Annotated in this window: 13 protein-coding genes; 3 read left to right on the top strand and 10 right to left on the bottom strand. The window is 72.8% G+C overall.

The window, feature by feature from the left end; genetic code table 11:
- Positions 1-124: 124 nt before the first annotated feature.
- On the bottom strand, positions 125-1,204 hold the full coding sequence (locus DP939_RS37815; RefSeq protein WP_113985650.1) for an NAD(P)/FAD-dependent oxidoreductase: 1,080 nt from the start codon (positions 1,202-1,204) through the stop codon (positions 125-127).
- A gap of 128 nt (positions 1,205-1,332) precedes the next feature.
- On the opposite strand from DP939_RS37815, the gene DP939_RS37810 reads away from it, so the two are divergent.
- Positions 1,333-2,166: a hypothetical protein gene (locus tag DP939_RS37810; RefSeq protein ID WP_147268298.1), complete on the top strand. Its 834-nt coding sequence runs from the start codon at positions 1,333-1,335 to the stop codon at positions 2,164-2,166.
- Here DP939_RS37810 and DP939_RS37805 read toward each other — a convergent pair.
- Positions 2,132-3,223: a sensor histidine kinase gene (locus DP939_RS37805; protein ID WP_113985648.1), complete on the bottom strand. Its 1,092-nt coding sequence runs from the start codon at positions 3,221-3,223 to the stop codon at positions 2,132-2,134. The genes DP939_RS37810 and DP939_RS37805 overlap by 35 nt on opposite strands.
- Positions 3,220-3,873 (bottom strand): response regulator transcription factor, encoded by a 654-nt coding sequence (locus DP939_RS37800; protein WP_113985718.1) that lies wholly within the window; start codon positions 3,871-3,873, stop codon positions 3,220-3,222. The genes DP939_RS37805 and DP939_RS37800 overlap by 4 nt, the downstream gene beginning before the upstream one ends.
- An 88-nt stretch (positions 3,874-3,961) precedes the next feature.
- Between DP939_RS37800 and DP939_RS37795 the strand changes: the two genes are divergently transcribed.
- Both DP939_RS37795 and DP939_RS37790 read left to right on the top strand, forming a co-directional pair.
- Complete coding sequence (locus DP939_RS37795; RefSeq protein ID WP_158578927.1) at positions 3,962-5,287, top strand: S41 family peptidase; 1,326 nt, start codon at positions 3,962-3,964, stop codon at positions 5,285-5,287.
- 136 nt (positions 5,288-5,423) lie between these two features.
- Positions 5,424-6,677, top strand: coding sequence for a cytochrome P450 (locus tag DP939_RS37790; protein ID WP_113985646.1), 1,254 nt, complete (start codon positions 5,424-5,426; stop codon positions 6,675-6,677).
- Here DP939_RS37790 and DP939_RS37785 read toward each other — a convergent pair.
- The 7 genes from DP939_RS37785 to DP939_RS37755 are packed head-to-tail and all read right to left on the bottom strand — an operon-like array spanning position 6,640 to position 13,390.
- Positions 6,640-7,578: an aminoglycoside phosphotransferase family protein gene (locus tag DP939_RS37785; RefSeq protein ID WP_113985645.1), complete on the bottom strand. Its 939-nt coding sequence runs from the start codon at positions 7,576-7,578 to the stop codon at positions 6,640-6,642. The two genes, DP939_RS37790 and DP939_RS37785, sit on opposite strands and share 38 nt — an antisense overlap.
- Positions 7,579-7,589: 11 nt before the next feature.
- A complete protein-coding gene (locus tag DP939_RS37780; protein ID WP_113985644.1) occupies positions 7,590-8,729 on the bottom strand; it encodes a M20 family metallopeptidase in 1,140 nt (379 codons plus the stop codon).
- A complete protein-coding gene (locus DP939_RS37775; RefSeq protein ID WP_113985643.1) occupies positions 8,726-9,646 on the bottom strand; it encodes a DUF1028 domain-containing protein in 921 nt (306 codons plus the stop codon). The genes DP939_RS37780 and DP939_RS37775 overlap by 4 nt, the downstream gene beginning before the upstream one ends.
- A complete protein-coding gene (locus tag DP939_RS37770) occupies positions 9,643-10,635 on the bottom strand; it encodes an LLM class flavin-dependent oxidoreductase (RefSeq protein WP_113985642.1) in 993 nt (330 codons plus the stop codon). Before DP939_RS37770 ends, DP939_RS37775 begins: the two co-directional genes overlap by 4 nt.
- Complete coding sequence (locus tag DP939_RS37765) at positions 10,632-11,186, bottom strand: YybH family protein (RefSeq protein WP_113985641.1); 555 nt, start codon at positions 11,184-11,186, stop codon at positions 10,632-10,634. Before DP939_RS37765 ends, DP939_RS37770 begins: the two co-directional genes overlap by 4 nt.
- A complete protein-coding gene (locus DP939_RS37760) occupies positions 11,187-11,933 on the bottom strand; it encodes an alpha/beta fold hydrolase (protein WP_113985640.1) in 747 nt (248 codons plus the stop codon). It lies immediately after the preceding gene.
- The gene (locus DP939_RS37755) at positions 11,930-13,390 is read right to left on the bottom strand and encodes a purine-cytosine permease family protein (protein ID WP_113985639.1); all 1,461 of its coding nucleotides are present in this window, start codon (positions 13,388-13,390) and stop codon (positions 11,930-11,932) included. The genes DP939_RS37760 and DP939_RS37755 overlap by 4 nt, the downstream gene beginning before the upstream one ends.
- Between the last annotated feature and the right edge of the window lie 65 nt (positions 13,391-13,455).

The raw sequence follows: 13,455 nt of genomic DNA, 5'->3' as shown, positions 1-13,455 counted from the left end.
CGGCCCACATTCCGCGTACCCAGGAAAGGACGGTCGGCTGAGGTAAATGCCGTACCACCTTGCCCAGCGGGCTTTCTTCCCACGACCGATAAACCAAATACATCAGCACCCCCTCATCCGGTCATTATCGCGCCGATCGAGGCAGGAATCGCTCGAAACGGAAAGCGGCCAGGGCCGTGTCCTGGTGAATGCCGAGGGCTTCTGCCGCGACGAGGTCGCCCGCGTGGACGCTCAAAGTCGCGCCGCTGTGGGAGACGGCGAAGTGGAAGTTGGGCAGCGTGCGTGCCCGGCCCAGAACGGGGAGGCCGTCGGCGGGGATGGGGCGTTCGCCTGCCCGGACGCTTTCCACGGTGGCGCCGGTCAGGGCCGGGTAGAGCGCGGACGCGGCGGCGAGTACGGCGTCGGCCGGGCCGTCGATGCGGGGGGCGTGCAGCAGCAGGCGGCCGCCGCCGTCCGGGCGCAGGTGGACGTCCGGGGCGTGGACGACGTGCGATATCCACACCGCCACCGGCGAGGTGCAGATCACGACGCCGTGGGTGTTGCGCATGGGCAGGGCCAGGCCCGCGAGTTCGGCGATTCGGGCCGCCTGCGGGCCCGCGCAGTTCACCACGGCGTCCGCCGGTAACCGCCGTCCGCAGGCGAGGCGGACCGCGCGTACCAGGTCACCGGCCACCTCAAGGCCGGTGACGGGGTCGTCGCGGACCAGCTCGCCGCCCCGGGTGAGCGCGTACGCCAGCAGGTGGCCGATCAACCGGGCCGGCTCGATCCAGCCCTCGCGGGGGAAGTACGCGATCTCTTCTGCGGGCAGCCGGTCCGGGTCCAGGCCGGGCTCCAGGCGCAGGGCCTCGGCCCGGCTGAGCCACCGCACCTCCTCGCCCTGCGCCAGGCCGTCGGCGACCTTCCGCCGCAGCTTCTCGCGTTGGGCCGGGTCCGTCGCCCACGCCAGATCGCCCGTTTCGTGGTACCAGTCGCCGTGCCGCGCCGAGGCCGCCAGCCTGCGGTGGGCCCGTACGCCCGCCACCGCGAACCGGTGGTAGACCTCCGGCTTCCGGCCGCAGGAGTTGATCCACGAGAACGTCGCCCCGGACGTACCCTGCCCCGGAGCGCCGCCGTCCACGACCGTGACCCGCGCGCCCCGCCTGGCCAGCCCCGCGGCGACCGCCGCGCCGTAGAGACCGGCACCGATGACGACCACATGTGTCATGACGAACCCTTCCTCGTTGCGGGTGATCCCTCCCAGTGGCTCAGTCCGGCGATCTGTCCGGCAATCCCCGTTCGTCCGGTGTCCCGCCCGGACGGCCGCACCCGGCGCGGACGGTTAGCGTGGAAAAGGTGCGCGGCGATGAGCTTCTGGCCCGGGTGGCGGCCGTCCGGACGGCCGGAGAACTCGCGGAGTGCCTGGCGGAGCTGCGGCGTTCCCAGTACCCGCCGTTGTCGCTGCGCGAGCTGGAGCAGTGGGGCATGGGTCATCGGCGGCCACTGCCGACCTCGACCGTGCACGACGTGCTGAAGGGGGTCCGGCCGCCGCGGCCGTCCCTGCTCAGGGACCTGCTCGCGGCCTTCCAGGTCCATGACGAGCGGCAGGTACGGGTGTGGCTCGAAGCGCTGGAGCGGGTGGCGGGCGACCGGGGGCGTGGCAGGGACGAGTCCGCCGCGCGGTTCTTCGCGGAACGCCAGGACGTGAACGACGTCGCCGCCCGGATCGGGCAGGCGCGGGAGGAGGTGTGGCTGTGGGGGGCGGTCCTGCCGATGTACCTGCCCTTCCTGCGGCCCTTCGTCCACAAGGCGCTCACCCGGGGAGTCCGGGTCAGGGTGCTGCTGATCACCCGGGCGGGGGCGGCGATGACCATGGCCGCGTTCCGTTCGGCCGATTCCGACATCGGGCGGCTGCGCGAGGCCCTGGACAACAACCTGGACATCCTGCACGGGCTCGAAGCCGAATTCCCCGGGCTATGCCTGCGCCAGATCGACTATCTGCCGCCCTACACCCTTTACGCCTACGACCCCGGGCTCCCGGACGGCCGTATGGACCTGCGTTTGATGTCCTTTCACGGCGACTACGACCTACGGCCCTCGTTCAGCGTCCAGCGGGCCCGGGACGGTGAGTGGTTCGGCCATTTCCACGAGCAGTTCACGCTCGTCTGGCAGAACGCGGAATCCGGTTGAATTGCACGACGAATTCCAAGCCGCCGCCCGGATTGGGGCTCGCCCGTACGTCGGCCCCGTGCGCCTTCGCGATCGAGGCGACGATCGACAGCCCGAGTCCGGCGCCCTGGGTGCGGGTGGTCTCAAGCCGCCGGAAGGGCTCGAAGAGATCGCCGAAACGTTCCGGAGGGACGTGCGGGCCGGTGTTGCGTACCGTCAGGACGCCACGGGAGAGCGTCACCTCGACGGTTCCGCCGGGGTGGTTGTAGCGGATCGCGTTGTCCACGAGGTTGGTGACGAGCCGGTTGAGCAGTACCGGATCCCCATCGACGACGAACGGCTCCACCCTGCCCGTCACGGTGATGCCGTCGGAGACCTTCTCCGCCAGGACGAGCCGTACCACCTCGTCCAGGGCCACCGGGGTGCGCTTGTCCAGGCCGTGTTCCGCCTGGGCCAGGACGAGCAGGGCGTCGATGAGGTGCTCCGCGCGGCGGTTGTTGAGCAGGAGCGTGCGGCGGATCTCGCCGACGTCCTCCGGCAGCCCGATCTCGATCGCCGCCCGCTGGACGGCCAGCGGGGTGCGCAGTTCGTGGGAGGCGTTCGCGATGAACCGCCGCTGCCCCGCGACGGAGCGTTCCAGCCGGTCGAGCATCGCGTCGAAGGTGTCGGCGAGTTCCTTCAGCTCGTCCTGCGGCCCGGACAGCGCGATCCGTTCGTGCAGGGTGGACAGGGACAGCCGTTGCGCGGTGGCGGTGATCCGGTGGACGGGCCGCAGCATGCGCCCGGCGACCAACCGGCCGACGATCAGCGACACCAGCGTGAGGGCCCCGACCGTGAACCACGTGACCTCCCAGTGGTAGCCGATCACGTCGTTCACCAGCTCGGGCAGCGGCGGGCGCAGCGGGCGGTCGGGCCGCGGCCCGACCTCGGACGGGGCCACCGCCTCCTCGGGCAGCCGCGCGATCCGCGCGTCCAGCGCCTGGCGCAGCAGCAGGTTGACGGTGATCAGCAGCACGACCGAGGTCAGCAGGAACAGCCCGGAGTAGATCAGGGTGAGCCGTACCCGGATCGTCGTCACAGCAGGTATCCCGCGCCGGGAATGGTGTGGATGCACGGCGGGTCGCCCAGTTTGCCGCGCAACCGGCTGACCACGACCCGCACCACCGTGGTGAACGGGTCGGTGTGCTCGTCCCACGCCTCCTCAAGCAGCCGTTCGGCGCTCACCACCGCGCCGTCGGCCCGCATCAGCACTTCCAGCACGGCGAACTCCTTGAGCGACAGGTGCAGGTGCCGCCCGTCCCGCGACGCCTGCATCCGGTGGGTGTCCAGCACGATCCCCTGACGGGTCAGCACCGGCGGTACGTGCGGCCGGCTGCGCCGCCCCAGAGCCCGTACGCGGGCCACCAGCTCGGCGTAGTCGAACGGCTTGGGCAGGTAGTCGTCCGCGCCCATCCCCAGGCCCGCCACCCGCTCGGGAACGGACGCCGCCGCCGTCATCATCAGGATCCGGGTACGGCTCCCGCGCGCGACCAGCTCGCGGCAGACGAGGTCACCGTGCATCTCGGGCAGGTCCCGGTCCAGTACGAGGACGTCGTAGTCGTGCACCGCCAGCCGTTCCACCGCGGCGAGCCCGTCGTACACCACGTCAACGGCCATGGCGTGGCGGCGCAGCCCCACCGCCACGAGATCGGCGAGGTCACGTTCGTCTTCGGCCACCAGAACCCGCATGCCGACGTGCATACACCAATCGCGGTTACAGCCGCGTTAACCATCGCGTTCACAGCCGGGAAACGCGCCCCCCGCCATGCTGGCGGCCATGATCAAAGCCATCTGCGCCGCCGTCCTGGTGACGGCCTGCGCCATGACCGCCCCCGCGGCGGCGGCCCCCGCCCCGAACGCCGACTGCGTACCGGCCACGGCTCCGCCACCGGATTCGGCGCCGCCGACCTCGGTGGACACGCTGCGCCAGGCGTACTCCTGCATCTTGGACAACTACTACAGCGGCCCGGTCATGGACTCCACCGGGTTACTGAAGAGCGCACTCTCCGCCTACACCCGGCACCTGCTGCGGTACGGCACCGACCGGGCCGACCTGCGGCTGCCCGCGCTGACCGGGAACCGCGACACCGACTGGACCGCCTTCGCCAAGGCCCTCGGCACCGGCGACCCGGGCGCGCTGCGCGCCGCGATCACCGGCATGGTCGCCGGGCTCCAGGACAACCACGCCCGCTGGATCGCACCGCCCCCGCCGCCTGCGGGCGGGCCGACCGGGACGGGCATCGTGGGCGCGTCGGCGCAGCAGGGCGACGGGCTGGACCCGGCGGCCCGGCCGCCGCTGTACATCACCCGGGTGCTGCCCGGCAGCCCCGCCGCCAAGGCGGACGTACGTCCCGGCGACATCCTGGTCAAGGTCAACGGCGTGCCGACGTTCATCGGGGACACCATCAACCAGGGCGTTCCGGGCCTGCTCGCCGCCGAAACGGTACGGCTCACCCTCAAGCGCCCCACGACCGGGCGGACCCGGACCGTCAGCATCAAGCAGGGCCCGCTCACCCGGCAGCCCTCGGAGGTGACGACGAAGCCGCTGCCCGGCGACGCCACCTACGTCCGGTTGCCCGGCTTCTTCAAGGGCGCCGCCGACAAGGTCATCGCCGCCTTGCGGGACAAGCCGAAGGCCGTGGTCCTGGACCTGCGCGGCAACGGCGGCGGGTCGCCCCACGAGGTGACCCGGCTGCTCGGCGCGTTCGCGCACGGCAAGATCACCAGCTACTTCTGTCCCCTGAAGGGGGACTGCGTGCCCAACCGGACGGACGACAGCGTGCCGCTGCTCGGTTCGCGGCTGATCGTCCTCACCGACCGCGCGTGCGCCTCGGCCTGCGAGGACTTCAGCGCGGCGGTCAAGGACAACGGCCTGGGCACCCTCATCGGGACCCGCACCGCCGGGGCCGTCTCCGGCCCGGGCAAGGCGTACCTGCTCGACGACGGCAGCGTCCTGCTGCTCCCCCAGGTCCGGCACCTCGGGCCCGCCCGCGAGATCATCGACACGGTCGGCGTACCGGTCGACCACCACGCCCCGATGACGGCCCTCGACCTGGCCACCGGACGCGACCCGGGGGTGGCCAAAGCGCTCTCGCTGCTCTGACGCCTTTCGCGTCTCGTACGGGGCGAGCCGCCCGCCCCGTACGACCTCCGGGGGATCGAGAGTGCCGGAATCGGGACCGGAGAACCCCCGTGATTGAGTGGTCTCCGGCACATGTGACGATCTTGAGGGGGCCGGGATGAGCTTGACCGTGGAGGAGGCGGGCCGCGCGCTCGCCGATCCGCAGGCGTACGCCGACGACGACCGGCTGCACGAGGCGCTCGCGCTGCTGCGCCGCGAGGCCCCGGTGCACTGGGTCGAACCCGAGGACTACCGTCCGTTCTGGGCGATCACCCGGCACGCCGACATCATGGAGATCGAGCGCAACCACCAGATCTTCCTGAACGCGCCCCGCCCGCAGTTGCTGCCCGCGGCCCTCGACGCCGAGGTCAGGCGGAAGGTCGAGCAGGGCGCCCCCGCGCTGCGCACGCTGGTCCACATGGACGACCCGGATCACCGGGTGACCCGGGCCATCGGGGCGGACTGGTTCCGGCCGAAGGCGATGCGCGCCCTGGAACCGCGCATTCGGGAGCTGGCCCGCAGGCACGTCGATCGGCTGGCCGCGCTCGGCGGGACCTGCGACTTCGTCCAGCAGGTGGCGGCGCATTACCCGCTGTACGTGATCCTGTCGCTGCTCGGGCTGCCCGAGTCGGACTTCGGGCGGATGCTCAAGCTCACCCAGGAGATGTTCGGCGGGGACGACGGCGACATGCGCCGCGGGGAGACCCCCGAGGAGAAGATGGCGGTCCTGCTGGACTTCTTCGGCTACTTCCAGGAGCTCACCGCCGCCCGCCGCCGCCACCCGACCGACGACCTGGCCTCGGCGATCGCCAACGCCACGGTGGACGGCGAGCCGCTGAACGACCTCGACACCACCTCCTACTACGTGATCATCGCGACCGCCGGGCACGACACCACCAGTTCGACGATCTCCGGCGGGCTGCACGCGCTGATCGAGAACCCCGGCCAGCTCGACCGGCTGCGCGCCGATCCCACGCTGCTGCCGCTGGCGGTCGAGGAGATGATCCGCTGGGTGACGCCGGTCAAGGAGTTCATGCGGACCGCGAACCGCGACTACCGCCTGGGCGACGTGACGATCCGCGAGGGCGAGTCGGTACTGCTGTCCTACCCGTCGGGGAACCGGGACGAGGCGGTCTTCGACGAACCGTTCCGCTTCGACGTGGGCCGTGACCCCAACAAGCACCTGGCGTTCGGGTTCGGGGTGCACTTCTGCCTGGGTGCCGCGCTGGCCCGGATCGAGGTGCGGGCCTTCTTCGAGGAGCTGCTGTCCCGGCTGGAGACGATCGAACTCGCCGGCCGGCCGGAGCACGTCGCGACCACGTTCGTCGGCGGCCTCAAGCGGTTGCCGATCCGGTACCGGCTGCGGGGCTGACGAGGCGGCGGAGCGCGGCGCGGGCGGGCGGGCCCCAGGTGGCCTTGCCGCCGGGGCGGCCGTGGACGCCCGCGTCGCCGACCTGGAGGCCGACCAGCGCGACCAGTACCGCCCAGCCGCGGGCGCGGCGCAGGGTCGCGGCGTCCGGGGCCGGGCGGTAGGCGGCGTGGAAGCGGTCGATGGCGCCGTCCGGCAGCAGGGTCCAGGCGGCGGCGAGGTCGCAGGCCGGGTCGCCCGAGCAGAGGTCGCCGAAGTCGATCACGCCGCAGAAGGCGCCGTCCGCGGTGAGGACGTTGGCCGAGTGCAGGTCGCCGTGCAGCCACACCGCCGGGCCCGTCCAGGCGGGGGCGGCGACGGCGTCGTCCCAGACGGCGCGTACGGCGTCCGGGTCGGGGACGAGCCCCAGTCCGGTGGCCGCGGCGAGCTGCCCGGCGAAACCCTCGGAGAGCCCGGCCAGCGGGCCGCCGCGGCCGAAGCGGCCGGGGGGCGCGTCCTCGGGGGCGGGCCGGTGCAGCGCCGTCAGGAAGGCGGCCAGGACGCCGGCCGCCTCCGCGGCGCGCGTGACGGGGGCGCGGTCGGCGGGCTCGCCCGGCACCCAGGTGGTGACGATCCACGGCCGCGGGAACCGCGCGGAAGGCTCACCGAGCCGCTGCGGCACGGGGACCGGCAGCGGCAGCCGCGGCGCGAGACCGGGCACCCAGGCGTGCTCCTCGCGCAGCCGCGTGTCCTCGGCATCCGTCACCCAGGGCAGCCGGACGGCGAGGTCGTCACCGAGCCGCCACAACTGGTTGTCCCAGCCCTGCGCGCCGAGCCGCACGGGGTGATCGGCCAGGTCGGGGTGCTGGTCGCGGAGCAGGTCCCGGATCAGCTCGGCGTCGATCTCGGTCTCGGTGTGGGTCATGTCCAACGACCCTATTGGCCGAAGGAGGCGATGACCTTCGCGAACGTACGGGCGGCGGCCGTGAGGTCCGTCACGGACACCCATTCGTCGACGGCGTGGGCCTGCCGCATCGAACCGGGGCCGTAGACCACGGTGGGGATGCCGAGCCGGTTGCGCAGGAAGCGGGCGTCGGTGCCCAGCGAGAGGCCCACCGGGGTGGAACCGGCACCGGCCGCGTCGAGCAGGAGGTCGGCGAAGGGGTGCGGCAGCGGGAGTTCCGACGCCTCGCAGAAGAACGCCGGGTGGACGGTGAAGTCCACGTCGGGGCAGGTCTCCCGGGCCTTGCGGACCACCGATCCGAGTACGTCGCCGGCCGTCTCGCCGGGCAGGGTGCGGCGGTCGATGACGAACTCGCAGTGCGGCGCGACGACGTTCGTCGCCAGGCCGCCCTGGATCATCGACACGTTGCAGCTGGGCCGTCCCAGCAGCGGATGGGCCTCGTCGTGGAAGGTGGCCAGGTGCAGCGCGCCGACCAGCCGGGCGGCGTCGGCGATGGCCGAACGGGAGCGGCCGGGTTCGCCGCCGTGCCCGGACTCGCCGGTGACCTCGATCCTGGCCTGGTACGAGCCGCGTTCGGCGACGGCGACGCGGAGTTCGGTGGGCTCGGGGACGATGCAGGCGTCGGCGTGGATCAGCCCGGCGTCCAGCAGCGCCTCGGTGCCGTGCGCGCCGCCGGTCTCCTCGTCGGCGACCAGGTGGAACTCCACGTCGGCGGCGAGCGGCAGCCCGGCGTCCTGGCAGGCCCGCAGGCCCTCGATGGCGGCGGCGATGCCGCCCTTCATGTCGGCCGCGCCGCGCCCGATGACCCTGCCGTCCCGCACGATCCCGCCGAAGGGCGGCACCGACCAGTCGGCCGCCGCCACCGGCACGACGTCGAGGTGGCCGTTGAACAGCAGCGTCGGCGCGCCCGGTCTTCCGCAGGAGTACCGGGCCAGCACCGACGGGCGTCCGGACGGGGACTCGAAGATCCTGGTCTCGCAGCCGGACGACTCCAGTACCGCCGCCACCGACGACACGATGGCGGCCTCCCTGCCGGGCGGGTTCTGGGTGTCCACGCGGACAAGTTCGGCGGTCAGCGCCGTCACGCGTCCGGCCGAGACGTGCCCGGTCATCCGGGACCGTCCTGGACGTCGGCGGCGGCCAGGATGCCGACCTCGGCCAGCGCCCGGACGAAGGGACCGAGCGAGGGCCGGTCGGCGAGCAGCGCGGCCAGTTCCCGTCCGCCGCGTTCGGGCTCATTGAAGCGGAGCAGGACGACCGCGCGCCACAGGGCCGCCTCCCGGTTGTCGCCGAGGTCCGGTACGGCTTCGGTCAGCAGGTCCACGAAGCCGGCCGGGTCGGTGGCGGGGTCCAGTTCGCCGGGCGTGCCGATGACGACGCCCGGGGTGAACAGTGTCGCGCCGACGGCGCGGAAGCCGTGCTGGATGGGCAGCAGCCGGGCCAGCTCGCCGATCGGGTCGGGGGCGTCGTCCACCCGGATGTCGGCGCGGACCTCGCGCCACGGCCGGTCGGTACGCGCGCCGCCGACCACCCGCAGGTACGCCGACTGGGACCCGCGGGCGTCGCCACCGGCCCGTTCACCGGCCGCGAGCGCGGCGACCAGCCGCCGTTCGGCGGGGCCCGGCGACGCGTCGTGCGCGGCGACCATGGCGGCGCACACCCCGGGGTCGGCCAGCATGTTCCCGACCGCGACGACGCCCGGCCCGGTGGCCGTACCGGTCTGCGGTACGCACCGGCCGCCGGTGAACGTGGCGTGCCGCCCGGTGGCGTCCATGACGGCGACCTGCCGGTACGCCGCCCACGGGTCGCCCTGGACCAGTTCGTCCACGATGTCCTGCGGGGTCCGGCCCGCGCGCAGCGCGGCCAACGCCGCGGGCGGCCAGTCGGTGTTCGCGAACGCCTGGCTCACCACGGCCCCCACGCCCGGCTCGGCGGTCCCGACGACGCTGCCGACGCCGAAGAAGTGCGACTGGGAGGCCAGCCCGATGGAGCCGTCGCGCGGGTCGTGGCTCAGGATGGAGAAGGTCATCTCGTCGTGCCTTCGGGCAGGAGCGGGAGCAGGTCCGTGGCCATGGCCCGGAGCTGGGACAGGCCGCCGTCGTCGTCCGGTACCAGGCACAACGCGACCGAGTCGGCCCCGGCGGCGGCCAGGCCGGTCAACCGGCGGGCGCAGTCGGCGGGGGTGCCGACGATGGCGAGTTCGTCCAGCCAGGCGTCGGGGATCTTGGCCACCGCGTCGGCGAAGTCCAGTTCGGCCAGGGCGGCGGCCTCGTCGGCGATGCCGTGCGCCTCGGTCATCGGGTTGCGCGGGCCGGTCAGCAGGTACAGGCCGAACAGTTCGCGCAGCCGGTCGCGGGCGGTGGCGGCGTCCGGGCCGACCGAGCACAGCGCGTAGGCGACGACCTGGTGGTCCGGCCCGGCGCCGCCCGCCTGGAGCTGGGCGACCGCCCACCGGATGTACTCGGTACCGGCCAGCACCGACAGCACCGTGCCGTCGGCCGTGCCCCCGGCCATCCGCAGCGCCTTGGGGCCGCCGACCCCGGCGTACAGCGGCGGGACCGGGGTCGGCGGGTGCTCCAGCCGGATGCCGTCGGCCGCGTAACTCCTGCCCTCAGTGGTCAGCGACTCGCCCTGGAGCAGGGCGCGCAGGCCGGTGAGGGTTTCACGTACGGCGGTGAGCGGTGCCGTGGGCCTGATCCGCATCGCGTCCAGCCAGTCCGGTACCCCGACCCCGACCCCGGCGGTCAGGCGGCCCGGGTAGATCCCGGCCAGGGTGGCGATCTCCATGGCCAGCAGCGCCGGGTGCCGGGAGGCGGTCGGTACGATGCCGATGCCGACCGGCAGTTCGGTGGCGGCGAGCAGGGCTCCGGCGGTCGCGATGGCACCGGTGAAGAAGTAGTCCTCGCCGACCCAGAGTTCGTCGAACCCCGCCGACTCGGCCGCCTGGGCGGCGGCCACGACCTGCGCGGGCGACTGCGAGCTGCCGAGTACGACGCCGAGCCGGGGGCGGGCGGTCATGCCGTGCCCTCCACTGCGGCGGGAAGGGCCTCCCAGGGCACCCAGCCGAGGCCGCGGCTCGCCGTGGAGTCGTCGAAGCCGGGCCGCGCCTCGGTGAGGTCGGGCAGGGCGGTGATCTGGGTGTGCCACATCCGCCATTCCGGGCGGCCCTGGCCGTCGTCGCGGTGGTAGATCTCGGTGGCCCGGCCGTGGGCGGCGTCCACGGAGTCGACGGTCCACTCGCCGCCGTCCAGTTGCTCGGCCTCGATGCTGAACTCACAGGCCAGCCAGGCGGTGTCGCCGCGCACCTCCAGCCGCATGATGCGGGTGACCAGGCCGCCGGTCTGCGCGATCCGCTCCTTGTACCAGCGCCAGAGCGCCACCTTCTCCTTCATGCCGAAGTAGGGGTGGCCGTTGAAGTTGAACATCAGGTACTCGTCGCCCGGCTCAGGGAAGACCTTCACCATGCGGTCGATGTCGAAGCCGACGTTGGCCTCCCACCACTCGCGGTGCAGCCGGGTGATCTCGGCGATGTCGGCGGCGGGGGCCGTCCGGGGGTCCTGGGTGGACATCTACTTCCCTTCTGAAAGGTGCTCTCGTATCAGGTGGGCGAGTTCGGCCGGGGCGGAGTACATCGGCAGGTGGCCGTGGCCGGGCAGGACCGCGAGCCGGCCGCCGGTGGCGTTGGCGAAGGCGGCCGAACCGGCGGGCGGGCATCCGGCGTCGAGTTCGCCGACGACGGCCAGCGTGCGGCAGGACAGGCGATGGGCTTTGGACAGCCCCTCGGCGGGCCCGGCCGTGCGCCAGATGGCGATGGTCTCGGCGGCGTCGTTGACGCTGACGTCGGCCATCACCCGCCGCCGGGCCGCCTCGTCCAGGCCGGGCTCGGCGGCGATCACCGCGGCCAGCGCCGAACTGCCGCCACCGGCCAGGATCAGCTCGGCCAGCTCACCGATCTCCGCCTCGCCCAGCGCCTCGAAGGCCCCTCCGACGGTGGTCAGGGTGGCCACGAGGCCGGGGTGGGCGAGTGCCAGCTCCACGGCCACGGGGGCGCCGGCCGACGCGCCGACGACGTGTACCGGGCGTAGGCCGAGCGTGGGGATGAGTTCGGCGCATTCGGCCGCCCAGCCGGGCACGCTGTACGCCGTGGTACGCGCCGATCCGCCATGCCCGGACAGGTCGATGGCGACGCAGTTCCAGTCGTCGGGCAGATGCTCGATCACCGCCGTCCAGCAGGCGGCCCGCAGGTTGGCCGGGTGGATGAAGAGCACCGCCGGAGCCTCCGGCGCCCCCCGGCGGACCAGTCCGGCACCTGTCATGCCGGGTCGCCGTCGAGGAGGGTGCGGCTGGCGGTGATGGCGGGGAGTTCGGTGGCGGGGTCGAAGCCGCGGGTGAGGGCCGCGTACACGAGGGCCGGGACGGCGAGGCCGACCAGGAAGGCGATGTCCGCGCCGCCGAGCACGGCGACCATCGGCCCGGTGTAGAAGTTGGTGGTGACGAACGGCAGCAGCGCGACCACCCCGGCCGCGTAGGACACTAGTCCGCGCGTGCCCCAGCGTCCGTAGAGGCCGTTCGCGTTGAACAGCTCGGCGATGGCGTACCGGCCGCGCCGGACGAAGTAGTAGTCGACCAGGTTGACCGCCGTCCACGGGGCCAGGACCAGCAGCATCAGGGTGATGAAGTCGTTGTAGCTGCCCAGGTACTCGACCGGGAGGCCCTGGGAGACGACGTAGATGAGGACCGCCGTGATGAGGATTCCGGCCGCGCGGGCCGTCCGGTTGAGCGGGATCGGGCGGAACGAGTGGACGATGCTGATGCCGGACAGCATCGAGCCGTACAGGCTGACGCTCATCAGCGCGATGGCCGTGGGCGCCAGCAGGATCAGTACGGCGGCGGCGCCGAAGCCGGGGAACAGCCCGTCGCCGATGTCGCGGAGGTTGCTCATCGCGTCCGCCGCGGGGACCGACCCGGCGATGAACGTGCCGAGCGGCATCAGCCAGAGCGCGGACAGCGCCGCCCCCGCGTACGTGTAGCCGATGACCTTGCGGGCCGGGGTCGTCCGGGGCAGGTAGCGGGAGTAGTCGGAGACGTAGACGGCGTAGCTGAGCTGGTAGCCGATCGCGGCGGTGAACTGCGCGAGGAACGCCGCGCCGGTGAACCCGGCCGGGGCCGCCGCGGCGGCGGGCTCCAGGTCGGCCAGCGCGAGCACCGTCAGTACCGCGAAGATCGGCACCACCACGTAGGGCAGCCAGCGCAGCACCAGGTGGACCAGGTCGTAGCCGACGGTGGCCAGTACGGTGGCCAGCCCGACGATCACCAGCCCCCACAGCCAGCCGGGCCCGGGGAGCACGGTCTGGATGGCCTGGGTGCCGAGCAGTACGCCGAACGTGCTGAAGCCGACGTAGACGAAGACCACCGCGAGCATCGGGACGATCGCCCCGCGGACCCCGAACTGCGCCCGGGACTGGATCATCTGCGGCAGCCCCATGGCCGGGCCCTGGTTGGCGTGGAAGGCCATGAAACAGGTGCCGATCAGTACGCCGAGCACGCTCGCGAGCACCGACCAGCCGATGGACAGCCCCATCGCGGGGCCGATGAAACCGACCACCATCGTGGTCGGCACGAACTGGCCGGTGAACCAGAACAGCCCCTGATGCCAGACCTTGCCGTGGCGCTCGGTCAGGGGAACGTAGTCGATGGACCTGGCCTCGACCTGCAACGGCTGCCTGCCGGTGAGGCCGGGTTCGGTGTGGGTCTGCTGCGCGGACAGTTTCATCCGCCGGCTCCTTCCGCCGGTGTCGCTGTGTGCTGTCGCACACCGGCTCGCTGCGCAGAAAGCTA

Source organism: Spongiactinospora rosea (assembly GCF_003315795.1).
Classification (GTDB): domain Bacteria; phylum Actinomycetota; class Actinomycetes; order Streptosporangiales; family Streptosporangiaceae; genus Spongiactinospora; species Spongiactinospora rosea.
Note: the sequence above shows the minus strand (reverse complement) of the source record. Positions and strands in the feature narration are given on the sequence as shown.

Bases quoted from the DNA above. Each gene is read 5' to 3' on its own strand.
- DP939_RS37815 (WP_113985650.1), bottom strand. From the start codon at position 1,204: ATGACACATGTGGTCGTCATCGGTGCCGGTCTCTACGGCGCGGCGGTC.
- DP939_RS37800 (WP_113985718.1), bottom strand. From the start codon at position 3,873: ATGCGGGTTCTGGTGGCCGAAGACGAACGTGACCTCGCCGATCTCGTG.
- DP939_RS37795 (WP_158578927.1), top strand. From the start codon at position 3,962: ATGATCAAAGCCATCTGCGCCGCCGTCCTGGTGACGGCCTGCGCCATG.
- DP939_RS37790 (WP_113985646.1), top strand. From the start codon at position 5,424: ATGAGCTTGACCGTGGAGGAGGCGGGCCGCGCGCTCGCCGATCCGCAG.
- DP939_RS37785 (WP_113985645.1), bottom strand. From the start codon at position 7,578: ATGACCCACACCGAGACCGAGATCGACGCCGAGCTGATCCGGGACCTG.
- DP939_RS37780 (WP_113985644.1), bottom strand. From the start codon at position 8,729: ATGACCGGGCACGTCTCGGCCGGACGCGTGACGGCGCTGACCGCCGAA.
- DP939_RS37775 (WP_113985643.1), bottom strand. From the start codon at position 9,646: ATGACCTTCTCCATCCTGAGCCACGACCCGCGCGACGGCTCCATCGGG.
- DP939_RS37770 (WP_113985642.1), bottom strand. From the start codon at position 10,635: ATGACCGCCCGCCCCCGGCTCGGCGTCGTACTCGGCAGCTCGCAGTCG.
- DP939_RS37765 (WP_113985641.1), bottom strand. From the start codon at position 11,186: ATGTCCACCCAGGACCCCCGGACGGCCCCCGCCGCCGACATCGCCGAG.
- DP939_RS37760 (WP_113985640.1), bottom strand. From the start codon at position 11,933: ATGACAGGTGCCGGACTGGTCCGCCGGGGGGCGCCGGAGGCTCCGGCG.
- DP939_RS37755 (WP_113985639.1), bottom strand. From the start codon at position 13,390: ATGAAACTGTCCGCGCAGCAGACCCACACCGAACCCGGCCTCACCGGC.